Raw genomic sequence first — 21,486 nt, 5'->3', positions numbered from 1 at the left:
GGCCCGCCGCCGCCCGGAAAACCTTGGAAGCGCGGCTTGCCGTCGGCGTCGATCTCGCCGCGGTCGAACTGCTTGCGCTTGTCCTCGTCGCCGATGATCTCGTTCGCCGAGTTGATCTCGGAGAAGCGCTCGGCGGCTTTCGGGTCGTCCTTGTTGCTGTCGGGATGGTGCTTCTTGGCAAGCTTGCGATAGGCGCTCTTGATCGCGGCAGCGCTGGCGCTCCGCGGCACCCCCAAGACCTCATAGGGGTCGCGCATCCGTCACGTCTCCTTCAAGAAATCGAATTGTTCAAAGGGCTCCCCGCCCCACCTGCGAACCATGTGGGGAGAGAGTGGCATTTTTGCAACTAGGGGCGTGCGCCGATTCCTAGCTCCGCCACGGCTTTAGCGTATGAATCTCCCAACGGCCACGGGTGCTTTGGCAGCCGGCGCCCTGGAGCCAGCTTTCGGTCGCCCCGTTGACGTAGCTCGCCAGGAAATCGCGGCATTTGCGGCCGTCCTCGGCGGCATAGGACTGCGCGATCGGCGTCACCGAGCCGCGCGCCCCGGTCTCCGGATTCTCCCAATGCTGGCTGGAATCCTTGTCGCCCTTGCTGAGGACGTCGGAGGCGGCGTTGCGGGCGAAGGCGAGATCGGTCTCGGTCGGCGGGGCGTCCTTCGCCGGTCGCGCGATCGAGCCGGTGAGGTCGTTGTCGTCGGCCTTGGCGTAGGCATTCTTGTCGTTGCGGGAAAAGCTGCATCCCCCGGTCCCGAGCGCGACGAGCATGATCGTCATGACAAAGCCGGACGGCCGGATCGCCGATAGGCCAACGCGTCCCCATGCCCTATATAGGGCGGTAGCGGACAACAACGCGTTTTGGGCCGCGGGACGCAACTCGGACTCCAGACATGACCGACACGACCTCGATGAAACACCAGACACCCTTAACATCCGGTGATTTCACCGCCGCCGACGAGCCTTTTGCGCTGTTCGAGACCTGGCTGAACGAGGCGATCAAGAGCGAGCCGAACGATCCGAACGCCATGGCGCTCGCAACCGTCGACCCCGACGGGCTGCCTGATGTGCGCATGGTGCTGATGAAAGGCTTCGATACCGAGGGTTTTGTCTTCTACAGCCACATCGCGAGCCAAAAGGGACGCGAACTCGCCGCAAACCCTAAGGCAGCGTTACTTTTTCACTGGAAGTCGCTGCGCCGTCAGGTCCGCATCCGCGGCAACGTGACGCCGGTGACGGAGGCCGAGGCCGACGCCTATTTCGCCACCCGGCCCAAGCAGGCGCAGATCGGCGCCTGGGCGAGCAAGCAGTCGCAGGAGCTGGAAAGCCGCTTCGCCTTCGAGCAGGCCATCGCCAAGGTCGCGGCCAGATACGTCATCGGCGAGGTGCCGCGGCCCCCGGGCTGGAGCGGCTGGCGCATCACGCCTTCGCGTATCGAGTTCTGGCACGACCGCCCGTTCCGCTTGCACGACCGCATCGAATTTCGCCGTGACGCGGCCGGCCAACCGTGGTCCAAGACGCGGATGTATCCTTGAGCTTTGGGCCGACCTGAAAGATGTCCATGCCGCATTCGTCCAATGCGCCGCGCCGCACGCTGCTCCTGACCGGAGCAAGCCGCGGTATCGGCCACGCCACCGTGATCCGCTTCTCCTCGGCGGGGTGGCGCGTCATCACCTGCTCGCGACATCCGTTCCCGGAGGATTGTCCGTGGGATGCCGGCCCTGAGGACCACATCCAGGTCGATCTCAGCAATCCCGCGGACACGACACGCGCTATCTCCGACATCCGCGAACGCCTCGAAGGCGGCATGCTGCATGCGCTGGTCAACAACGCCGCGATCTCGCCGAAGGGCCCCGGCGGCTCGCGCCTCGGCTCGATCGACACCGATCTCGACACCTGGACGCACGTGTTTCACGTCAACTTCTTCGCGCCGATCATGATGGCGCGCGGGCTGATCGAGGAATTGAAGGCGGCCAAGGGCTCGGTCGTGAACGTCACCTCGATCGCGGGCTCGCGCGTGCACCCCTTCGCGGGCGCCGCCTATGCGACGTCGAAGGCCGCGCTCGCCTCGCTGACGCGCGAGATGGCGTCCGATTTCGGACGCGTCGGCGTCCGCGTCAACGCGATCGCACCGGGCGAGATCGACACCTCGATCCTGTCGCCGGGCACCGACAAGATTGTCGACCAGCAGATCCCGCTGCACCGCCTCGGCACGCCCGACGAGGTCGCCAAGATCATCTACGTGCTGTGCACGGACACCAGCTCCTACGTCAACGGCGCCGAGATCCACATCAACGGCGGCCAGCACGTGTAGGCCATTCGCGTCATTGCGCGGCCGGGATGGAGCAAAGGCGTCTCTCTCGTGTCCCGGACGCGGCCTCGCATCGCCGGGATAACGCTGCGCTGCGTCCGGGGCACGAGAGCGCAGTGTGGCGCTCTCTCCACGTCGTCATTGCGATGCTCCAGTGCACATCCCAGCGGCAGTGCCGTAGGGTGGGCAAAGGCGCACAGCGCCGTGCCCACGATCTCCCTCCATGAGCAACAAGGCGTGGGCACGCTGCGCTTTGCCCACCCTACGAGATCGAAATGTTGCAGGCAGCTCACTTGCAGGCACGCCTTTTTGTCCTCGCGGCTGATTTCGCCCGAGCTTTGCTTCATCTCTCCCCCTCTTAATCCAAGAGGGCGCAGGGAAGGCCGGGTGCTCAGCTCGCACCCGCGGTCTGCTGCGCTATAGGCACACGCAGGAGAACCGCACAGCAGCATACAGGTGTGGCCGATTACTCGACCTTCCCTGCGCAGTGGTCGGACGGCTTATGCCGTGCTCTCCCGGGAGCCGAACTTTCCTTCTGGCCTCCCTCGCCCCGCGAATTGATGATGCAGTCTGCCCGGTTGGGCTCGCTCGCACCTCCGAAGGACTTGACCGTAGCAACGACGGCCGGGACCACACGGTTTTGCCGTACGCACGGCTCGCCATTTCGCCGCAGTTTTCCCAGCCCTGTCGACAAAGCCGGAAACTTACAGACGAGACGAAGCCTAGCAGCGCCGCTCGTCCGCACGCGGGTTACGAGCTCACAGGGACTACCCGCCCTGCCCGCACCTCTCGTGCCGACGCTGCCGCGTCCACCGCAAGCCCGGCTCACGACAGTGACGACACATCGTCGCCCCTCTTGGATGAGCCGGGATAAGCGACACATACGCCGAAACCGAATTTCGGTAAAGTGGAATATTTTCGCGTGCGTGGATTGACAGAGCGCGACACAGGCTCTGTTTTGACCGGATTGGGGTTCAATCGCTCTCTAGCACAGCCGCCAATCGGACGTCACAGTGATTGTCCTGAAAAGAAAGGAAGCAAGGCGATCCAGACAACGCCGCCGCAAGACCTGGATCGCCCTCGCCTTCCGTTCCTCAATCGATTCGAATCCGACGTGACCGGTCGCGCGGCCGCGGAGCGGCCGTGCTGAATGCAGTCGAGCAGTCGTCGTCGTTCTCACCGTCGAGCAGCGGAGCACCACAGTGCCGGCACATGCGTGCCGACATCGACGACGCCTTGCCGCTCGCCAGGACGTGACGATAGTTCGCCAGGTCGATGACGTTGCGGGGCGACGTTATGTGTTTTTCAACCATGGTTATTCCTCGCGGCTACGCACTGCTTATCGCAGACAAGTTTCGCGCAAACGTTCAGCCCACCGCTCAAATTTTACCGGAGGAATTGGGGCACGGCGAACACATCACGGCGCGGCCTCAATCCCGATCTATTCTGCGACACCAAGTGTGATGTCTCTGCGAACGGTGTAAGGTCTCGGTAGTATTACAGCCACTTCTTCCACTTGAAGATCCAGTACGGGACGATCGCGGCGATCAGCATCATCACCAGCGCCATCGGATAGCCGTGCACCCATTCGAGTTCCGGCATCACCTTGAAGTTCATGCCGTAGATCGAGGCGATCAGGGTCGGCGGCATCAGGACAACGGCCATGACCGAGAACAGCTTGATGATGTTGTTCTGCTCGAGATTGACGACGCCGAGCATGGCATCGAGCACGAAGGTGATCTTGCTGGAGAGATAGGAGGCGTGGTCGGTCAATGAGGCGACGTCGCGCTGCATGGTCTTGAGCTGCTCGCGCATGTCCTTCGACCATTTGATGCCCTCGACCACCGCCGAGAGGAAGGTGACGACGCGGCCGATCGACACCAGGCTCTCGCGAACCTTCGAGGTCAGATCGCCCTTGCGGCCGATCGAGATCAGGATTTGGGAATATCGCTTGGCCTGCCCGTGGCGCTCGCTCTCGGGCTCGAAGATGTCGTGGCTGACCTGGTCGATCTCGGCGCCGCATCGCTCCAGGATGTCGGCACAGCGGTCGATCACGGCGTCCAGCAGTTCCATCAGCACCATCTCGCCCGTGATCGCGGGCGTGCAGGAGCGGGCGAGCTTGGCCTCGACCAGGGCGAAAGGCTTGGGCAGATCGTAGCGCACCGTCACGAGGCGGTGGTCGCCGAGGATGAAGGTCACCGCCGTGGTCCGGGGCATGTCGGTATCGGAGTGGCACATCAGGGTCGCGGTCATGTAGCGCGCGCCATTCTCCATATAGAGGCGGCTGGAGATCTCGATCTCCTGCATGTCTTCCCGGGTCGGGATGGCGATGCCCGCGAGCCGCTCCACCGCCTTGTCCTCTGCTGCGCTCGGATTGACGAGATCGATCCAGACCGCGCTCTCCGGGAGCACCGTGAGGTCCTCGACGACGGCCTTCTTGAGGGTGGACTCGGAGGGAACAAACACCGAAAACATGCACAACTCCAGCGAACCTGCGTCAGAATGACAGCCCTTAGCGCGATTCTGACAAGTTCACGATGACAACCGCATTAACGAAGCGTTGGCATTTGTGGCGGGGTCGTGTCTCAACTGTGGCATGGAATCGACAGTCCGCGGCTGACGGCCCCAAAACTCCCACACACCCGCAAATTTTGCGGCAAAAAAGCCACAGGTTGGGTCTCGCAGCGCGGGATAAGGCCTTCAGTGCTGGAATTGTGGCAGATTTCAACGATAATGGGATTAACGGAGTCGAGGAACTTGGGCGGTAAGCTCAGGCCTTCCGCACGGTATTGCTTTGATTGGAACCAAATCATGTCGTCGCTGAAAATTAAGTTGGTAATCCTGGCCGCCGGCCTGATGCTGTCGGGCTGCATGCAGGCCACGCATTACGAGGCGACCGACACCAAGGCCTTCAAGCCGAAGGACAAGGACCTGCTCGCCAAGGTCAGGTACGAGAATACTCCGGTCGCAGAGCCGTTCCGCCGCGCCATCGTCCAGTACCATCGCAAGGAATCGCCGGGCTCGATCGTGGTCGATTCCGACAACCATTACCTCTATTACGTGCTGGAGGGTGGCAAGGCGATCCGCTACGGCATCACCGTCGGCGAAGAGGCCATGGCCTGGTCCGGCATCGCCAAGGTCGGCAGCAAGACCGAGTGGCCGGCCTGGCACCCCACCCCCGGCGAAATTTCGCGCCTGGGCGTGCCGACCTATGTGGCACCCGGCCCGGACAATCCGATGGGTTCTCGCGCGATTTACCTCTATTCCGGCGGCAAAGACACGTTGTTCCGCATCCACGGCACCAACCAGCCGGAATATATCGGCGCCTCGATCTCGTCGGGCTGCATCCGCCTGACCAACGAGGACGCGATCGATCTCTATGATCGCGTCAAGGTCGGCACCCTCGTCGTGGTGCTGGAGCCGAAGCATGGCGACTCGCCCTACAATTCGCGGCTTGCGCTCGGCGGCAGCCAAACCGGCCAGGCTGGCAGCTACTGATCGCCTCCAAGATCCCCGAGATCCAAAAGCGCCGGTTTCACCGGCGCTTTTTTGTTGCCGGCTTGTGCGGCTGGGACTTGCCGCCATCGGCCGCCGGCTTTTCCGCAGTTGCTGGAGCCTTCTCCGCCGCCTCGTCGTCAGTTCCGCCCTTTGCCTCGGGCTTGGCCGCGACCTCGCGCGACGGCGCCTCCTCGGGGCGTTCCGCCGGCAGCAGCGGAGCGACCTGTGGCAGCGGATCCCAGACGTTCCACTGGCAGATCCGGTAGTCGTTGCGGCGCTGCGCCAAGTCGAGATGGATATGGTCCTCGTGGTACCAGTCCGAACCCGGGCCGAGCACGGTGGAAAACCGCGCGCAGACCGAGTGCAGCACGCGCTCACGCACCTCGCGCGACATGGTGCGGTCGGTAAGGCCGATCGATTGCCCGTTGGCCAGCTTGATGGCGCGGACGTCGATTGCATTGGCCTTGCCGTGCTCCGACAGCATCGCGCCGACGACGCGGTTGCGGCCGCGGCACTCGAACGAATCGAAATTATCGAGTTCGCCAATGGTCGAGCCGAGGCTGGTGGCCAGCGGCACCATGTCCTTGCGCAGCCAATCGGCGATCGCGGACGCCATGGTGCAGCGGAGAATCGCCGCCGGCTTGACCGTCACCTTACGCTTGTCCGGCAGCACGACGGCTTCCAGCCGCACCAGATCCTCGCCGCCACAGGCGCCGGGGCCGCGGATATCCGGAATTGAGGGCGCGATCGCGATCTCCTCGGTCAGCGCGAGACGGCAGGCCGAGAGCGGCTTCTGGGGTGGCTGCGCAACCTCGGCAGACTTGTCGGCGCCAGGCTTGTCCGGAGAAGGCTTGGCGTCAGCTTCGGGCGGAGCCTCGTCCGATGCTTTGGGCGCCTCCTCGGGGCGCGGTCTCGGCAGCGGGATCTTGCCGGAATGAACCGCTCCGCGCGGCCGTGGTGCGGCGATACCGAAGATATCCAGCGGGGAAGCACGTTTTCGCGCCTCTGCCCTCTCGGCGAGCACGAGCGATAGCCCGAGCGCAGCGGTAACCATTGCCGCGCCAGCGGACATATAGCCGCGACAAGACCATTTGCGGCGAAAGTCCGGCAGGCTAAAACTCATGGCAATTCTTTGGCCCAACGCTGAGAGCGACAACGCGCCCAGCGAATTCTCGGAGGAACGTCTAAATGCTTGGTTTGATGCAAGATTGGCCCCTGCTCTGCCACCGGATCATCGAACACGCCGCCAGGATTCATGGCAAGCAGGAGGTGGTCACACGCTCGGTCGAGGGACCGATTCACCGCACCAATTACGCCGAGATCCACAAGCGCGCGCTCAAGGTCTCGCAGATGCTGGAGCGCGACGGCATCAAGCTCGGCGACCGTGTCGCAACGATTGCCTGGAACACCTGGCGCCATCTCGAGGTGTGGTACGGCATCATGGGGATCGGCGCCATCTGCCATACCGTCAATCCCCGCCTTTTCCCCGAGCAGATCGCCTGGATCATCAACCATGCGCAGGACCGCATCGTGATGACCGACATCACCTTCGTACCGGTCCTGGAGAAGATCGCCGACAAGCTGACAAGCGTGGAGCGCTACGTCGTGCTGACCGACAAGGCGCACATGCCGCAGACGACGCTGAAGAATGTGGTCGCCTACGAGGACTGGATTGCCGAGGCCGACGGCGAATTCAAATGGAAGGACTTTGACGAGAACACGGCAGCCGCGATGTGCTACACGTCGGGCACGACGGGCGACCCGAAAGGTGTGCTGTATTCGCATCGCTCCAACGTGCTGCACGCGCTGATGGCCAACAATGTCGACGCCCTCGGCACGAGTGCGTCCGAGACAATGCTGCCGGTGGTTCCGCTGTTCCATGCCAACAGCTGGGGCATCGCCTTCTCCGCCCCTTCGCAGGGCACCAAGCTGGTCATGCCCGGCGCCAAGCTCGACGGCGCCTCGGTGTATGAGCTGCTCGCGACCGAAAAGGTGACGCACACTGCCGGCGTGCCGACGGTGTGGCTGATGCTGCTCCAGCACATGGCCGCCAATAATCTGAAGCTGCCGAACCTCAAGATGGTGATCTGCGGCGGCTCGGCGATGCCGCGCTCGATGATCAAGGCCTTTCTCGACATGGGCTCGAATGTCCGCCACGCCTGGGGCATGACCGAGATGAGCCCGATCGGCACGGTTGCTGCGCTGAAGCCGCCGTTTGCCGACGCAACCGGCGATGCGCGGCTCGACGTGCTGCAGATGCAGGGCTATGCGCCCTTCGCGGTCGAGATGAAGATCACCGACGATGCCGGCAAGGAGCTACCCTGGGACGGCAAGACCTTCGGCCGCCTCAAGGTGGCCGGCCCCGCCGTCGCCAGGGCCTATTACCGGGTGGATACTGACATCCTCGACGAAGAGGGCTTCTTCGACACCGGCGACGTCTCCACCATCGACGAGGACGGCTACATGCGGATCACCGACCGCTCCAAGGACGTGATCAAGTCCGGCGGCGAGTGGATCTCCTCGATCGACCTCGAAAATCTCGCGGTTGGCCATCCGGCGGTGGCGGAAGCTGCCGTGATCGGCGTCTTCCACCCCAAATGGGACGAGCGGCCGCTCCTGATCGTGCAGCTCAAGCAGGGCCAGCAGGCCACGCGCGAGGACATCCTGAAATATATGGACGGCAAGATCGCCAAATGGTGGATGCCCGACGACGTCGCCTTCGTCGAGGGTATTCCGCATACCGCCACAGGCAAGATCCTGAAGACGGCGCTGCGCGACCAGTTCAAGGATTACCGCTTCCCGAACGCGGCGGCGTAAAGCCTAAGCACACACCGTCATTCCGGGATGGTCCGAAGGACCAGACCCGGAAGCTCGAGATTCCGGGTTCGATGCTTCGCATCGCCCCGGAATGGCGGGCAGTAACGGCCCGTCTCCCTTGAATTTGCTCCCGCGCCGTGGTCTCAACGACCCATCGTCGCGCCAAATCGGCCGGCATCGCTCCAAAACTCCGGCAGAGCTCACTCGATGGCCCGCAGGTTTTCCGCTCCCTATCAGTCGGAGCCCGTGTCCAGCCTCGCGAGCTGGGCGCGCAATCTGGCCGTGTTCGCGGTGGTGGCGGTGGTGGTGTCGGTCATCATCGTCCGTTTCGATTTCCTGGAGCCGAAGCCGGCGCTTGCGACCTTCCTCGGCGGCCTCGCGATCGCCGGCCTCTCGATCCTGTTCGGGCTCGCCGGCTTCGCCGCGATCTGGCAGAACGGCTCGCGCGGCATGGCGCGCATCCTGCTCGCCTTGTTGATCGACGGGGCGATCCTCGCCTACCCCGCCTATCTCGGCCTGCAATATCGCAAGCTGCCCGCGATCCACGACATCACCACCGACCCGATCGATCCGCCGCGTTTCGAGGCGCTGGCGCGCCTGCGCACTGGCGAGGGCACCAACACCGCGGTCTATGCCGGCCTCTATTCGGCGGAGCAGCAGCGCCACTATTACCCTGATATCGAGCCGGTCGAGCTCGAGATCTCCGTCGACCGCGCCTATGCAATCGCGCTGCAGCTCGTCAACAAGCGCAAATGGATCGTCATCGACGAGCGCGCACCGCAGCCACCGCGCCGCATCGGCCGCATCGAGGCGGTGGCGCGCACGCCAATCATGGGTTTTCGCGAGGACATTTCGATAAGGTTCGTGGCGGATGGCGATGATTCCCGCGTCGATATCCGCTCGGCCTCGCGCAATTTCGACAGCGATCTCGGCAGCAACGCCGCGCGCGTCAAGAAATTCATCGACGATCTCAACACCGCGGCCGACGCCGACGCGCTCAAGCCGGTGAAGAAGACGCCCGTCGCGCCGCCGAAGGCGCCGGCGAAGACGGTGAAGAAGTAGCGAATGGCGAGTGGCGAATAGCGAATGGAAGCCACCTTTGCTATACGCTACTCCCTATTCGCCATTCGCCCCTAAGCCATCCTGTACGTCCCGCCGATCACCGGATCGCCCTCGGTCGCGACCACGCCGCGGGCGACCAGGTCTTCCAGGTGCGCCAGCACCGAATAACCGGCCGCCGTCGTGAGCCTGGGGTCGATGCCGATATAGATCGCGCGGACCATGGTCGGGATGTCGGTCTCGCCCTTGGCGAGGCGGTGCAGGATCGAGGCCTCACGCGCCTTGCGGTGACGGATCAGGAAGCGCACGAAGCGTTGGCCGTCCGGAATCTCGGGACCGTGGCCGGAGAAATAGAGGTCTTCCTCGCGCGCGGCGAGCCGATCGAGCGAGTCCATGTAGTCGATCATCGAGCCGTCGGGCGGCGCCACGATCGAGGTGGACCAGCCCATCACGTGATCGCCGACGAAGTTGAACTTTCGCTCCGGCCAGGCGAATGCCAGATGATTGGCGGTGTGCCCCGGCGTCGCCACGGCCTCGAGCCGCCAGCCATCGCCTTCGACGACGTCACCATGTGCGAGGCTGACGTCCGGTGCAAAATCGCGGTCGGCGCCGGATTCCGGATTGTGCTTCTCGCTCTCGAAACGTGGGCGCGAGGCCCGGTGCGGGCCTTCGGCATAGACCCGCGCCCCTGTCGCCTGCTTGATCCGCGCGGTGTTCGGCGAATGGTCGCGATGGGTGTGGGTGACGAAGATATGGCTCACCGTCTCGCCGCGCACGGCATCGAGCAGCGCAGCCGCATGCGCCGCATCGTCCGGACCGGGATCGATGATCGCGACGTTGCCGTTGCCGACGATGTAGCTGACCGTGCCGGTGAAGGTGAACGGGCTCGGATTGTTACAGAGCACGCGGCGCACGCCGGGTCGGGCTTCCTCGACGATGCCGGCTTTCAACGGAAAGTTGCGGTTGAACGGGACATCGTCATTGTCGGACATGGCTTGCTCATACCTAGCTGACTTCGTCATGCCCGGCCTTGTGCCGGGCATCCACGTTCTTCGCGCCCAAGACGTGGATGGCCGGGACATCTAGCGCGAAGACGAGCTTCGCGCTTTTGCCCGGCCATGACGCAATTCCACGCCGACGCGCTTCCTCAGAAAAACGCCTGAATGCCCGTGATGGCGCGGCCCAGGATCAGGGCGTGGACGTCGTGGGTGCCCTCGTAGGTGTTGACGGTCTCGAGGTTATGGACGTGGCGCATCACATGGTACTCGATCGAGATGCCGTTGCCGCCGTGCATGTCGCGGGCGACACGGGCAATGTCGAGGGCCTTGCCGCAATTGTTGCGCTTCATGATCGAGATCATCTCGGGCGCGAACTTGCCCTCGTCCATCAAGCGGCCGACGCGAAGCGAGCCCTGCAGGCCGAGTGCGATCTCGGTCTCCATGTCCGCGAGCTTCTTCTGCACCAGCTGGGTCGCGGCCAGCGGCTTGCCGAACTGCTTGCGGTCGAGCGTGTACTGGCGCGCGCGATGCATGCAGTCCTCGGCCGCGCCAAGCGCGCCCCAGGAGATGCCGTAGCGAGCGCGGTTGAGGCAGCCGAACGGCCCCTTCAGGCCCGAGACGTTGGGCAGCAGCGCGTCTTCGGGAACCACGACGCCGTCCATCACGATCTCGCCGGTGATGGAGGCACGAAGTGAGAGCTTGCCGCCGATCTTCGGCGCCGACAGGCCCTTCATGCCCTTCTCCAGCACGAAGCCGCGGATCTGGTTGTCATGCGCGGCCGACTTGGCCCAGACCACGAACACGTCGGCGATCGGCGCGTTCGAGATCCACATCTTGCTGCCGGTGAGGCGATAGCCGTCCGAGACCTTCTCGGCGCGGGTCTTCATGCCGGCCGGGTCGGAGCCGGCATCGGGCTCGGTCAGGCCGAAGCAGCCGACCCACTCGCCGCTGGCGAGCTTCGGCAGGTACTTCTTGCGCTGGTTCTCGTCGCCATAGGCGTAGATCGGGTACATCACCAGCGAGGACTGCACCGAGTTCATCGAGCGATAGCCGGAATCGACCCGCTCGATCTCGCGCGCGACGAGGCCATAGGCGACGTAGCTCGCATTGGCGCAGCCATATTCTTCCGGCAGCGTGATGCCGATCAGGCCGAGCTCACCCATCTCGTTGAATATCTCGCGGTCGGTCTTCTCCTCGAGATACGCCTTAGCGACGCGCGGCAGCAGCTTGTCCTGGGCGTAGGCGCGGGCGGTGTCGCGCACCATACGCTCGTCTTCGGTCAGCTGCTCGTCGAGCAGGAACGGATCGTCCCACTGGAAAGAAGTCGCAGCCGGCTTGTCCTTGGCCTGAGGGCGCACGCTCATGAAACGTCCTTTCGTCTGGTTCCGTCAAAATTTGCCCGACAAAGTAAAGCGCCGCGACAACAAGTGCAATTGCATCCTGGTTCGGTCATTCCGGGGCACGCAACGGGACCGCGGAAGTGCGGCCCGGAGCCTCGAACCCGGAATCTCCTCGCCTCTTCACCTTCCGGGTCCGGCACTTTCAGCGCCGTCCCGGAATGAGACCGCGTGTCAGCTTTCAAGCTGCTCGTTGGCGACGATCTCGATTCCGAAGCCCGACAAGCCTTTGTAGTCGTGGACCGACGAGGTGAGATGCCGGATCGAGGTGACGCCGAGGTCGCGCAATATCTGCGCGCCGACGCCGACTTCGCGCCACTGGCGGTTGCGGTCGGCCTCCGTCGCCGACTCGTCCGGCAGCGCCGCCACGGGGACGCCGGCCGCGCCGTCGCGCAAGTAAACCAGCACCCCACGGCCGGATTTCTTGAAATGCTCGAGCACAGCCGCCATGCGCTTGTGCCCAGTGAAGATGTCCTTGACGATGTTCGGCTTGTGAAAGCGGGTCAGCACGTTCTTGCCGTCGCCGACACCATTATAGACGAAAGCGACGTGGGCAATGGAATCGAACGGCGAACGGTAGGCATAGCCTTGCAAGGGTCCGATCGGGCTTTCGGTGACGAAGGTCGCCACCCGCTCGATCAGCTTCTCGCGCGCCTGGCGGTAGGCGATCATGTCCGCGATGGTCACATGCTTGAGCTTGTGCTGGGCAGCGAAGCGGGAGACCTGCTCGCCCTTCATCACGCTGCCGTCGTCGTTCATCAATTCGCTGATGACGCCGACCGGCGGCAGCCCGGAGAGCTTGCAGAGATCGACGGCGGCCTCGGTATGGCCGGAGCGCAGCAGCACGCCGCCATCCTTGGCGATCAGCGGGAAGATGTGGCCGGGCCGGGCAAAATCGTTGGCGCCGACATTGGGATTGGACAGCGCGCGGCAGCACGAGGCGCGCTCCTCGGCGGAAATGCCGGTGCCGCCATCGGGCTTGTAGTCGATCGACACCGTGAACGCGGTGGTGTGCGCGGAATCGTTGTGAGCCACCATCGGATCGAGGCGCAGCCGGCGCGCATCCTCGGTGGTCACGGGGGCGCAGACAATGCCGGAGGTGTGGCGGATGATGAACGCCATCTTCTCGGCGGTGCAGAGCGAGGCGGCGACGATCAGATCGCCCTCGCCCTCGCGGTCCTCGTCGTCGGTGACGACCACGAGCTCACCACGGGCAAAGGCCTGCAAGACTTCCTGAACGCTATCGGGCATGTCCCAATCTCTATCGGTTATGGCCCGGAGGCTTAGCCGGACTTGGGCCGGGGCGCTAGTGTCCTGGACGCAACCGCATATTCCGGGCAACGGCAGGCTTGCACCGAAGATGCCAGGGATATAGGCGCAGACAGCCGGAGAGGAAGGCGGCCGGGCGCCCTCAAGGCAGCACTTCGCGCCGTTCGCCGAGCCGCTGATCGAGCTCGGCGCGCTTGTCGGCCAGAAGGCCGGCCTGGGCGGCTTCGATCACCGTGAACAGCTCGTGGGCATCGCTGAGCCGGGTCACGGTGACGTAGCTGGCGCCGGCCTCGTAGAGCGCGCCGACGTCGGCCAAGAGATCGGCCGTGGCTACGATCAGGGCGGTTGGATTGAGCGCGCGGACGTGGCGGACCAGCTTCTCGTTGGTGGCGCCTTTCAGCAGCGAATCCGGCACGCTGAGGATGATCATCTCGGACTTGGCGATGCCGGCATGGAGCAGGGTGTCGACATTGCTGATGTCGCCGTAGATCACGTGCAAGCCGCGCGAAATCAGGGTCTGGTACACATTGGGGTTGAAGTCGACCACGGTGATCTGCTCGAGCAGCACCGGCGTCTGCCGCTCGATCTCGGCCAGCAGCGCGCTCGCCGCACGGAAAAAGCCGAGGATGACGATCCGGCGGGCCTCGCCATGGCCGCCCTCCTGCCCCTCCTCGGCATGGCCATTGCCATGGTCGAGGTCGCGCAGGCCGATCCGCTTCAAGGGGCCGATCGCCCAGCGGGTGATCTCGTCGCTGCGGCTCATCGCGAAGGTCGAGAGCACGGCGAGCACCACGAAGGCGAAGGAGGCCGCGTTCGCCGTCTGCGCCGCGATATGGTGATCGGCGACGCCGGTCTGGATCACCACCAATGAGAACTCGGAAATCTGCGCGAGGTTCAGCGCCGGCAACAGGCTGGCGCGCAGGCCCTGCTTCATCAGATAGAGCGGTGTGAAGGTGGTGACGAGGCGGCTCACGACCGTGAAGGCCGCGATCATCAGCGCCAGCCCGATCACGGAGAGGCCGGGGATGGGAATGGTCATGCCGAGCGCGACGAAGAACAGGGTAATGAAGAAGTCGCGGAGCGTGGTGACCTTGGCGGTGACGTCGAGCGCGTAGGGAAAGGTCGAGAGCGAGACGCCGGCGATCAGGGCGCCCATCTCGCGCGACAGCGACAGCCGCTCGGCGGTCTCGGCGACGAGGAAACACCAGGCCAGCGCCCCGAGCAGGATCAGCTCGGGCCGCCGGGCGATCTGATGGAACAGCCGCGGCAGCACGTAGCGGCTGACCAGCAGCGCGGCGGTGACCAGCACCGCGACGCGGCCGATCGAGAGCAGGATGACGCTGGCTTGCAGATTGGCAAGGCTTGGCTGCACCGCCAGGAACAGGATGGCGAAGATGTCCTGAAGCACCAGCACGCCGAGCGTGATACGCCCCGGCAGCGTGTCGAGCTCGCGCTTCTCGTAAAGCACCTTGACGATGATCACGGTACTCGACAGCGCGCACGCGACGCAGAGATAGACCGCATCGAAGTGCCCCCCGCCGAGCGACAGGCCGATGCCGACGAAGAACAGGACCCCGAGCAGGCAGCCGCCGAGCAGCTGGCCGCCCGCCGCGAACAGGATCACCTTTCCCGCCCGCACGATCTTCTTCAGGTCGATCTCCAGACCGATCATGAACAGCATGAAGATCAGTCCGAGCTCGGAGATGACGCTAATCGATTCCTGCGAGTGGACCCAGCCCGCGCCGAATGGACCTATGCAAAAGCCGGCGATAAGATAGGCCAGGATCAGTGGCTGCCGGGAGAAATGGGCGAGCAGGCCCAGCATCCAGGCAAACAGAATACAGAGAGTGATGTCGCGAATGAGCTCGTGCATGCCAAATTGGTCCGTTTTGCCGCACCCTAGAGACGGGTTGCGGCGCGGCAAGCGAGCAATTCGTCACATGCGAAAAGGGCTGTTCGCAGCAATGCTGCTATGCCCCTTCGCCTTAGCCCTGCCCGCCGCCGCACAATCCATGGTCAATATCGAACAGAACTTTGCCGATTCCCTCACCGCAATGCCGAAGGAAGAACTCGGCGTCTCCGGCGGGTTCTACGTGCCCGCCTATTCGAGCGTCGCGATGAGCCAGGGCAAGCTGCGCGTCGACTTCTCGGTGACCTTGAGTGTTCACAACGCCTCCGAGACCCAGCCGCTGGTGATCAAACGCATCGCCTATTTCGACACCGCAGGCAAGCAGGTCGACACCTACCTGAAGGGTCAGGTGGCCCTGAAGCCGCTGGCCACGATCTCGATCTTCATTCCGACCGACGACGTGCGCGGCGGGACCGGGGCCAATTTCCTGGTCGACTGGGCCGCCACCGGCGAGATCGCCGAGCCCGTGGTCGAGGCCCTGATGGTTGGCGGCGTCGCCAATGCGCATTACGCTTTCATCAGCCAGGGCCGTCCGACCCGGACGGCTACCAAGAAGTAAGGCCGTTCGACCCGGACGGCCGGCAAGAAATAAGGCAGGCCGACGCAACGCCGGCTGGCTCAACAAGAACAGAAACGAGGAACGCCCCATGACGTCCAGCTTCGATTTCGCGCCCCTGTTTCCCGCAGGGCTGCCGGCCCCTTCTGCGCGCTGGACGGGCCTTGCCAAATACAGCTTTGTCGGCGGCAATAACGATTCCGAGCAGGTGCCGCTCGACGGCCTGATCGAGGCGACCAATTCCGCCCTGCAAAAGGAAGGCCGGTCGCTGGCGACCTACGGGCTGGCGCACGGTCCGCAGGGCTATTTGCCCCTGCGCGAATTCCTGGTGACGAAGCTGAAGCGCGATGCCGGCATCAACTGCACGGTCGATGATCTCATGATCGTCTCCGGCTCGCTGCAGGCACTCGACCTCGTCAACGCGACGCTGCTGACGCGCGGCGACACCGTGATTTTCGAGCAGGACAGCTATCAGGGCTCACTGACCCGTCTGGCGCGGCTTGGCGTCAACGTGGTCGGCATTCCGCTCGATGCGGACGGCATGCGCATGGACGTGTTGGCCGCGACGCTGGCCGACCTGAAGAGCCGCGGCATCCGTCCGAAATACATCTACACCATTCCGACGGTGCAAAACCCGACCGGCAGCATCATGCCGGAGAGCCGCCGCGCCGAACTGGTTCGGCTCGCGACCGAGTATGGCGTGCCCATCTTCGAGGACGATTGCTATGCCGACCTCGTCTGGTCAGGGCAGCGGCCGCCGGCGATCTACGCGATGAGCCCGAACAGCGGCGTGATCCATATCGGGTCGTTCTCCAAATCAATCGCACCGGCGCTGCGGGTCGGCTTCATCGTGGCGCCCTGGGATGTGATGTCGCGGATGCTGGCGCTGAAGACGGATGCGGGCTCCGGCGCGCTGGAGCAGATGGTGCTCGCCGCGTATTGCAAGCCGCATTTCGCAAGCCATGTGCCGGCCCTGACCAAGGCGCTGCGCACCAAGCTCGACACGCTGATGGAAGCCCTGAACGAGCAGTTCGGGACCGCGGCGGAGTTCGAGGAGCCCAAGGGCGGCATCTTCCTCTGGGTGAAGCTGCCCGATCAGGTCGATACGCTGAAACTCTATCAGGCCGCGCTCGCCGCCGGCGTCTCGATCAATCCGGGGCCGGAATGGTCGACCAACAAAGGCCATTCCAGTTCGCGGCTCCGGCTGTGCTTTGCGAGCCCCACGCATCAGCAGATCCGCGAGGGTGTCGCAGTGCTGGCCGAGGTCTGCCGCAAGGAATTCGGCGTGCCGGCCCGGAGTGCCAATGTGGAGAAGCGGGCCTGATACTCAGGCCGCCCGTGGCTGGCTGCCGTGGATCGCGGAGGCCAACCGCAGCAAGAGGACGATCGAGACATTGCCCTTGCCGGCCTCGATCTGGGCGATATAGCGCTCGGAAATCCCGGAACGGCGGGCCAGCTCGCGGCGCGACAGGTCGCAACGCGTGCGCGAGGACCGCAGGCGATCGCCCAGCTCAGTGAGAAACGCGGTCTCGGAATACGGCGGCACGGCACAACTCCCCGGCAGCACTTCGCCCGCAAAATCCATGACTTGATTCAGCATTGCTCTATCCAGGTTCGCCTTCGGGAAGCGCCATCCTACCCTCGAAAAGACCGGCCTCATTGACGCGGATCAAATTCGCGAGCGATCGGCGGCTGCCATGGACGAAAGCGGGCGGGATGCTAAACTGTGGAATTCTTCGAGGCGGGGTTCTCCAGGACATGACGCGTTGTTTGAGCCGCTGGATCGCGGCTGCTCTGCTGTGGGCGGCGATCACCCCAACGGCGGGTGCCGAGACGCTGGCGGCGACGGTGAAGCAATGGGGCCTACTCGGCTCATGGGCGGTCGACTGCGCGGCCCGGCCCGACCGCGACAAGGGTGCGCTGCTGGCCTACGAGATCCGGAAGGACGGCCGGGTGATGTACCGGCGCAATTTCGGCGAGGCCAAGGACGAGAACGAGGTGGTGTCGGCCACAGTCAACGCCGAGGGCCTGCTCAATGTAATGGTGTACTTCCCCTCGCTGCACCAGGCCCGTGAGTTCGGCTTGCTGCTGGCAAAGGACGGCAGCCTGCGTGCGATCTACAATCGCAGCGAGCGCGGCGAGTACACGATCAGGGACGGCGCATACGTTGCGACAGGCGCGCCGACACCGGTGCAGCAACGCTGCGATTAACCACCTGAACAGCTGTTCAGAATTCTCTTCTCGTTCCGCCGGAACGTTCGCATGCATGCGCGGTTTAATTGTGCATTCGATTGGAGGAGGACATCATGAAGAAGCTTGGTTATGTGGTTGCGGCTCTGGGTGCGCTGGTGATCGCGGCGCCGACGCTGGCAAGTGCGGAGACTGTGGTGATCAAGCGAGGCGGCTATCACCATCATCACGCCCCGTATGGCGCCCGCGCCGAATATCGCATGCACAATCATGACCGCGGCTGGCATCGTCACCATCGCGGTGACCGCGTGGTCGTGATCAAGCGTAGCCACCGCCATCACTGGGACTAATGCGCAACGCAAAATGGACATGGCCCCTCACGGGGCCATTTCCTTTGCGCAGCCTTGTAGGGTGGGCAAAGCGAACCGTGCCCACCGCTTCGACAGTGATTCAGGAGAGGTGGTGGGCACGGCGCAAAAGTGCGCCTTTGCCCACCCTACGATTGTTTCGTTAGCAGGATATGGACGAAGCTAGTCCCACGCCGGCGCGAAGCCGGGATTGACGCAGCGCTTGTCCTTGGGCAGCGCGGCGATCTTGTTGCTGTCGGCATCGTCGAGCGTGATCTTCAGCGCATCGAGATTGGCCTGCTGGCTCTCGCGGCGCGAGGCCTTCGGGATGGCGGCGACGCCGTCCTGGTCGAGCAGCCATTTCAGCGCCACTTGCGCGGCGGTCACGTTGTGCCTGGCACCGATCTCGGCCAGCACCGGATCCGAGGCGGCGCGTCCTTGCGCGAGCGGGCAATAGGCGACGAGCGGGATCGACTTTGCCGCGAGATAGGCCAGCACCTTAGATTGATCGAGCATCGCGTGATATTCGATCTGGTTGCAGGCGATCGGCGCCCTGATGTCCTCCACCGCCATCTTGAGCAGCGCCGTGGTGAAATTGGCGACGCCGATGGCCCGCGTGCGCCCCTCCTCCTTGAGCTTCATCAAGGTCTCGAACACCGCACCCCAGTCCGCTGCCTTCGACGGCCAGTGCACGAGGTAGAGATCGACATGGTCGAGCCGGAGCTTCTTCAGGCTGGCATCGAAGGCACGCCGCATCGCATCGGGGGTGAGGTTCTCGTGCCAGACCTTTGTGGTGACGTGCAACTCGCCGCGCGGCAGACGAGACGCGGCGATGGCTGATCCGATCGGCTCCTCGTTGGCATACATCTCGGCGGTGTCGATGTGGCGATAGCCGATCGACAGCGCGCTCTCGACCGCGGCGCGGCAGGCATCGCCCTGCAGGCGAAAGGTGCCGAGGCCGAGCTTGGGCATGCTGATGCCCTGTGTCTTCAGATTGTCCATGACCTAACTCCTGACGTATTGCATCCCGCCGGACGCGCCGCGAGGCCGCGGGGACAGACTCTTCGGTGATGGGAAAGAGGTGGCGGGGCGGTGAGTATAGCGATGGCGACCGGAGGCGGCCAATCAAGATCGGGTTAGGTAGGATCAGGTCGTCGCCACGGACGAAGTGGGCTCCCTCTCCCGCTTGCGGGAGAGGGCTGGGGAGAGGGTGCATCCGCAACGGGACAATCCCCAAGAGGAGAAAGCCCTCACCCGGCGGCGCCGACCTCTCCCGCAAGCGGGAGAGGTTAAACGAGCCGCCCGCCCCTCACGAATGCTGCGCGACCACAGCGGGACGTACCTGTGGCTGCGGCGCGATGTCGACCGACCAGAGGCTGCGATTGTCCACGTCCTTCAAGGTGACGGTCATGACGCCGCTGCGGCCATCGATGTCGACGCGACCAAAGAACTGCAATCCGAAACAGGGCGCCAAATTCTCGCCCTGCGCAGCACTACAACCGTTCTGGTACATCGCGACCGGACCAAAGGTGTCATCGAGCTCGCCCGGGCCCCAGCTGCCGGCGTGCAGCGGGCCGGAGACGAACTCCCAGAACGGCTCGAAATCCCTAAATTGCGCCTTGCCGGGATCGTAATAGTGCGCGGCGGTGTAATGCATGTCCGCGGTGAGCCAGACGATGTTGCGGATTCCGGCGCGCTTGATGGAGCTGAGAAGGTCGGCGATCTCGTGCTCGCGCCGGTCGGGCGCCCCATTGCCGAGCGCAACAGCATCGAGACTGATGAGGCCGATCGGTAAATCAGCGGCGATGATCTTCCACGTTGCCCGCGAGGCCGCGAGCTCCCGCTTCAGCCAGGCGAGCTGCTCGGCGCCGAGGATCCAGCCGCGGTGATCGCCGCCCCTGTTCCAGCTGTCATCGCGGTAGCTGCGCATGTCGATCATGAAGACGTCGAGCAGCGGACCGTAGCCGATGCGGCGGTAGACCCGGCCCTGCTGCGTGCCGATATCGCGGATCGGCATGAAGTCGAAGAAGGCGCGGCGGGCGCGCGCGACCAGGCGCGGGGTGCCGTCGTCTTCGTAACCGGCAGTATCGTAGCTTCCGGTCGGCGACCAGTCGTTGGTGACCTCGTGGTCGTCCCACTGCGCGAACATCGGCACCTCCGCATGGAAGGCGCGAAAATGTTCGTCGAGATGGTTGTATTTGTAGTTGCCGCGGAACTGCGCCAGCGTGTGCGCGACTTCGGACTTCTCTTCGGTCACGAGGTTGCGCCAGGTCTCGCCGTTGGGCAGCTTCTGCTCGGAAGGAATCGTGCAGTCGGCGTAGATGTGATCGCCGGAATGGATGAAGAAGTCCGGACGGTTATCGAACATGGTGCGATAGCTGCGATAGCCGCCGCGCGAAATGTCGATGCCCCAGCCCTGCCCCGCGACGTCGCCGGACCACACGAACGAGATCGACCGACCAGCTGCCGGCGCGGTGCGGAAATGCCCGACACTGCTTTCGCCGCGAAGGCCGGTCGCGATGTCGTCGAAGCGGACGCGATAGAAGACGTCCTGCCCGGGCGGCAGGTCGTCGAGCTGCAGCTTTGCGGTGAAGTCCGCGTCCGGCAACGCATCGCACGAGGCCGACGCTATGAGGCTCCTGAAGCTCTCGACAGTCGAGCACTCCACGTGCATCCGTGCGGCCCGGTCCGCGCGCGCCCAGATCACGGCAGAGCCATCCGAGACATCGCCGGACTGAATCCCGCCGGCGATCTGTGGACGGTCGGCGGCGCGGCTGAGGTACGGTGTCCCGAGCGTGCCGAGCGAGGCAATCGCCAGGCTTGAGGTCGAACGGACCAGGAATTGCCGCCGGGTCCATGCGCGCGAAGCGCGGAGCGTTGCCATTCAGGAAACCTTCGTCGAATCGCGACGGAAGGTGCCTGCGCTCCTTGACTCCCGGCTTACGGTTTCTTGACTCCGCGCCTACGGTTTTGCGACGCGTGGATGACGGCTCCAGCCTCGTCTAATGCTTCCAGTTGCAGATGCCGCCGGAGCGGCACGGCCAGGTCTGGATGCGGGTATCCATCGCCTGCGCATCCAGCGGGTTGCCGTGACGATGCGCAAGCTTCGCGCGCGCCGCCCCGCGCGGCTGGGCGGGCTTG

The 21,486-nt window shown here is 64.2% G+C and carries 21 protein-coding genes; 9 read left to right on the top strand and 12 right to left on the bottom strand.

The features are described 5' to 3' along the window. On the bottom strand, positions 1–257 hold a 257-nt coding region (locus MOV74_RS10335), incomplete at its 3' end, for a DnaJ domain-containing protein (protein WP_246921055.1). 109 nt (positions 258–366) lie between these two features. Next, positions 367–774: an RT0821/Lpp0805 family surface protein gene (locus MOV74_RS10330; RefSeq protein WP_246921053.1), complete on the bottom strand. Its 408-nt coding sequence runs from the start codon at positions 772–774 to the stop codon at positions 367–369. 113 nt (positions 775–887) lie between these two features. Between MOV74_RS10330 and pdxH the strand changes: the two genes are divergently transcribed. Both pdxH and MOV74_RS10320 read left to right on the top strand, forming a co-directional pair. Beyond that, positions 888–1,529: a pyridoxamine 5'-phosphate oxidase gene (pdxH, locus tag MOV74_RS10325; RefSeq protein ID WP_246921050.1), complete on the top strand. Its 642-nt coding sequence runs from the start codon at positions 888–890 to the stop codon at positions 1,527–1,529. A 26-nt stretch (positions 1,530–1,555) separates the two neighbouring features. Next, complete coding sequence (locus MOV74_RS10320; protein ID WP_246921048.1) at positions 1,556–2,308, top strand: SDR family NAD(P)-dependent oxidoreductase; 753 nt, start codon at positions 1,556–1,558, stop codon at positions 2,306–2,308. A 1,091-nt stretch (positions 2,309–3,399) separates the two neighbouring features. Here the strand turns inward: MOV74_RS10320 and MOV74_RS10315 are convergent. Then, a complete protein-coding gene (locus MOV74_RS10315; protein WP_246921046.1) occupies positions 3,400–3,618 on the bottom strand; it encodes a hypothetical protein in 219 nt (72 codons plus the stop codon). Between the two features lie 184 nt (positions 3,619–3,802). Beyond that, on the bottom strand, positions 3,803–4,780 hold the full coding sequence (locus MOV74_RS10310; RefSeq protein ID WP_246921044.1) for a magnesium transporter CorA family protein: 978 nt from the start codon (positions 4,778–4,780) through the stop codon (positions 3,803–3,805). A gap of 336 nt (positions 4,781–5,116) precedes the next feature. On the opposite strand from MOV74_RS10310, the gene MOV74_RS10305 reads away from it, so the two are divergent. Further along, positions 5,117–5,803 (top strand): L,D-transpeptidase, encoded by a 687-nt coding sequence (locus tag MOV74_RS10305; protein ID WP_246921042.1) that lies wholly within the window; start codon positions 5,117–5,119, stop codon positions 5,801–5,803. Positions 5,804–5,840: 37 nt separating this feature from the next. Here MOV74_RS10305 and MOV74_RS10300 read toward each other — a convergent pair whose 3' ends face one another. Further along, the gene (locus tag MOV74_RS10300) at positions 5,841–6,926 is read right to left on the bottom strand and encodes an extensin family protein (protein ID WP_246921040.1); all 1,086 of its coding nucleotides are present in this window, start codon (positions 6,924–6,926) and stop codon (positions 5,841–5,843) included. A 65-nt stretch (positions 6,927–6,991) separates the two neighbouring features. Here MOV74_RS10300 and MOV74_RS10295 point away from each other — a divergent pair, with 65 nt between their 5' ends. Beyond that, complete coding sequence (locus MOV74_RS10295; protein WP_246921038.1) at positions 6,992–8,620, top strand: fatty-acid--CoA ligase; 1,629 nt, start codon at positions 6,992–6,994, stop codon at positions 8,618–8,620. 207 nt (positions 8,621–8,827) lie between these two features. Beyond that, the gene (locus MOV74_RS10290; RefSeq protein WP_246921036.1) at positions 8,828–9,682 is read left to right on the top strand and encodes a DUF1499 domain-containing protein; all 855 of its coding nucleotides are present in this window, start codon (positions 8,828–8,830) and stop codon (positions 9,680–9,682) included. Positions 9,683–9,753: 71 nt separating this feature from the next. On the opposite strand, the gene MOV74_RS10285 is transcribed toward MOV74_RS10290, so the two are convergent. The 4 genes from MOV74_RS10285 to MOV74_RS10270 form a co-directional block, all read right to left on the bottom strand. Next, on the bottom strand, positions 9,754–10,671 hold the full coding sequence (locus tag MOV74_RS10285) for an MBL fold metallo-hydrolase (protein ID WP_246921034.1): 918 nt from the start codon (positions 10,669–10,671) through the stop codon (positions 9,754–9,756). Positions 10,672–10,826: 155 nt separating this feature from the next. Then, positions 10,827–12,041, bottom strand: coding sequence for an acyl-CoA dehydrogenase (locus tag MOV74_RS10280; RefSeq protein ID WP_246921031.1), 1,215 nt, complete (start codon positions 12,039–12,041; stop codon positions 10,827–10,829). 207 nt (positions 12,042–12,248) lie between these two features. Next, entirely contained in the window at positions 12,249–13,325 is a 1,077-nt protein-coding gene (ribB, locus tag MOV74_RS10275; RefSeq protein ID WP_246921028.1) for a 3,4-dihydroxy-2-butanone-4-phosphate synthase, read from the bottom strand. Between the two features lie 160 nt (positions 13,326–13,485). Then, positions 13,486–15,216 carry a cation:proton antiporter gene (locus tag MOV74_RS10270; protein ID WP_246921024.1) on the bottom strand — a complete coding sequence of 577 codons (1,731 nt, stop codon included), beginning with the start codon at positions 15,214–15,216 and terminating at the stop codon, positions 13,486–13,488. 67 nt (positions 15,217–15,283) lie between these two features. Between MOV74_RS10270 and MOV74_RS10265 the strand changes: the two genes are divergently transcribed. Then, positions 15,284–15,811: a DUF3124 domain-containing protein gene (locus MOV74_RS10265; RefSeq protein ID WP_246921057.1), complete on the top strand. Its 528-nt coding sequence runs from the start codon at positions 15,284–15,286 to the stop codon at positions 15,809–15,811. Positions 15,812–15,899: 88 nt separating this feature from the next. Continuing rightward, on the top strand, positions 15,900–17,132 hold the full coding sequence (locus tag MOV74_RS10260) for a PLP-dependent aminotransferase family protein (protein ID WP_246921022.1): 1,233 nt from the start codon (positions 15,900–15,902) through the stop codon (positions 17,130–17,132). Positions 17,133–17,135: 3 nt separating this feature from the next. Here the strand turns inward: MOV74_RS10260 and MOV74_RS10255 are convergent, their stop codons facing one another. Then, positions 17,136–17,408, bottom strand: a complete 273-nt coding sequence (locus MOV74_RS10255; RefSeq protein ID WP_246921020.1) for a helix-turn-helix domain-containing protein — start codon at positions 17,406–17,408, stop codon at positions 17,136–17,138. 158 nt (positions 17,409–17,566) lie between these two features. Here MOV74_RS10255 and MOV74_RS10250 point away from each other — a divergent pair, with 158 nt between their 5' ends. Next, positions 17,567–18,019 carry a hypothetical protein gene (locus tag MOV74_RS10250; protein ID WP_246921018.1) on the top strand — a complete coding sequence of 151 codons (453 nt, stop codon included), beginning with the start codon at positions 17,567–17,569 and terminating at the stop codon, positions 18,017–18,019. Positions 18,020–18,114: 95 nt separating this feature from the next. Beyond that, positions 18,115–18,348 carry a hypothetical protein gene (locus MOV74_RS10245; RefSeq protein ID WP_246921016.1) on the top strand — a complete coding sequence of 78 codons (234 nt, stop codon included), beginning with the start codon at positions 18,115–18,117 and terminating at the stop codon, positions 18,346–18,348. A 180-nt stretch (positions 18,349–18,528) separates the two neighbouring features. Here the strand turns inward: MOV74_RS10245 and MOV74_RS10240 are convergent, their stop codons facing one another. Next, positions 18,529–19,347, bottom strand: a complete 819-nt coding sequence (locus MOV74_RS10240; protein ID WP_246921013.1) for an aldo/keto reductase — start codon at positions 19,345–19,347, stop codon at positions 18,529–18,531. Positions 19,348–19,654: 307 nt separating this feature from the next. Further along, complete coding sequence (locus tag MOV74_RS10235; RefSeq protein WP_246921011.1) at positions 19,655–21,229, bottom strand: alkaline phosphatase; 1,575 nt, start codon at positions 21,227–21,229, stop codon at positions 19,655–19,657. Positions 21,230–21,486: the final 257 nt, after the last annotated feature.

This window comes from Bradyrhizobium sp. SHOUNA76, from assembly GCF_023006445.1.
Taxonomy (GTDB): domain Bacteria; phylum Pseudomonadota; class Alphaproteobacteria; order Rhizobiales; family Xanthobacteraceae; genus Bradyrhizobium.
The sequence above is the reverse complement of the archived record's forward strand: the minus strand, read 5'-3'. Positions and strand labels throughout refer to the sequence as shown.

What these genes read in the sequence shown, in the direction of transcription:
- pdxH (WP_246921050.1), top strand. Translation starts at nt 888, where the DNA reads ATGACCGACACGACCTCGATGAAACACCAGACACCCTTAACATCCGGT.
- MOV74_RS10280 (WP_246921031.1), bottom strand. Translation starts at nt 12,041, where the DNA reads ATGAGCGTGCGCCCTCAGGCCAAGGACAAGCCGGCTGCGACTTCTTTC.
- MOV74_RS10250 (WP_246921018.1), top strand. Translation starts at nt 17,567, where the DNA reads ATGACGCGTTGTTTGAGCCGCTGGATCGCGGCTGCTCTGCTGTGGGCG.
- MOV74_RS10310 (WP_246921044.1), bottom strand. Translation starts at nt 4,780, where the DNA reads ATGTTTTCGGTGTTTGTTCCCTCCGAGTCCACCCTCAAGAAGGCCGTC.
- ribB (WP_246921028.1), bottom strand. Translation starts at nt 13,325, where the DNA reads ATGCCCGATAGCGTTCAGGAAGTCTTGCAGGCCTTTGCCCGTGGTGAG.
- MOV74_RS10290 (WP_246921036.1), top strand. Translation starts at nt 8,828, where the DNA reads ATGGCCCGCAGGTTTTCCGCTCCCTATCAGTCGGAGCCCGTGTCCAGC.
- MOV74_RS10300 (WP_246921040.1), bottom strand. Translation starts at nt 6,926, where the DNA reads ATGAGTTTTAGCCTGCCGGACTTTCGCCGCAAATGGTCTTGTCGCGGC.
- MOV74_RS10320 (WP_246921048.1), top strand. Translation starts at nt 1,556, where the DNA reads ATGCCGCATTCGTCCAATGCGCCGCGCCGCACGCTGCTCCTGACCGGA.
- MOV74_RS10305 (WP_246921042.1), top strand. Translation starts at nt 5,117, where the DNA reads ATGTCGTCGCTGAAAATTAAGTTGGTAATCCTGGCCGCCGGCCTGATG.
- MOV74_RS10295 (WP_246921038.1), top strand. Translation starts at nt 6,992, where the DNA reads ATGCTTGGTTTGATGCAAGATTGGCCCCTGCTCTGCCACCGGATCATC.
- MOV74_RS10315 (WP_246921046.1), bottom strand. Translation starts at nt 3,618, where the DNA reads ATGGTTGAAAAACACATAACGTCGCCCCGCAACGTCATCGACCTGGCG.
- MOV74_RS10285 (WP_246921034.1), bottom strand. Translation starts at nt 10,671, where the DNA reads ATGTCCGACAATGACGATGTCCCGTTCAACCGCAACTTTCCGTTGAAA.
- MOV74_RS10240 (WP_246921013.1), bottom strand. Translation starts at nt 19,347, where the DNA reads ATGGACAATCTGAAGACACAGGGCATCAGCATGCCCAAGCTCGGCCTC.
- MOV74_RS10245 (WP_246921016.1), top strand. Translation starts at nt 18,115, where the DNA reads ATGAAGAAGCTTGGTTATGTGGTTGCGGCTCTGGGTGCGCTGGTGATC.
- MOV74_RS10255 (WP_246921020.1), bottom strand. Translation starts at nt 17,408, where the DNA reads ATGCTGAATCAAGTCATGGATTTTGCGGGCGAAGTGCTGCCGGGGAGT.
- MOV74_RS10330 (WP_246921053.1), bottom strand. Translation starts at nt 774, where the DNA reads ATGACGATCATGCTCGTCGCGCTCGGGACCGGGGGATGCAGCTTTTCC.
- MOV74_RS10260 (WP_246921022.1), top strand. Translation starts at nt 15,900, where the DNA reads ATGACGTCCAGCTTCGATTTCGCGCCCCTGTTTCCCGCAGGGCTGCCG.
- MOV74_RS10265 (WP_246921057.1), top strand. Translation starts at nt 15,284, where the DNA reads ATGCGAAAAGGGCTGTTCGCAGCAATGCTGCTATGCCCCTTCGCCTTA.
- MOV74_RS10235 (WP_246921011.1), bottom strand. Translation starts at nt 21,229, where the DNA reads ATGGCAACGCTCCGCGCTTCGCGCGCATGGACCCGGCGGCAATTCCTG.
- MOV74_RS10270 (WP_246921024.1), bottom strand. Translation starts at nt 15,216, where the DNA reads ATGCACGAGCTCATTCGCGACATCACTCTCTGTATTCTGTTTGCCTGG.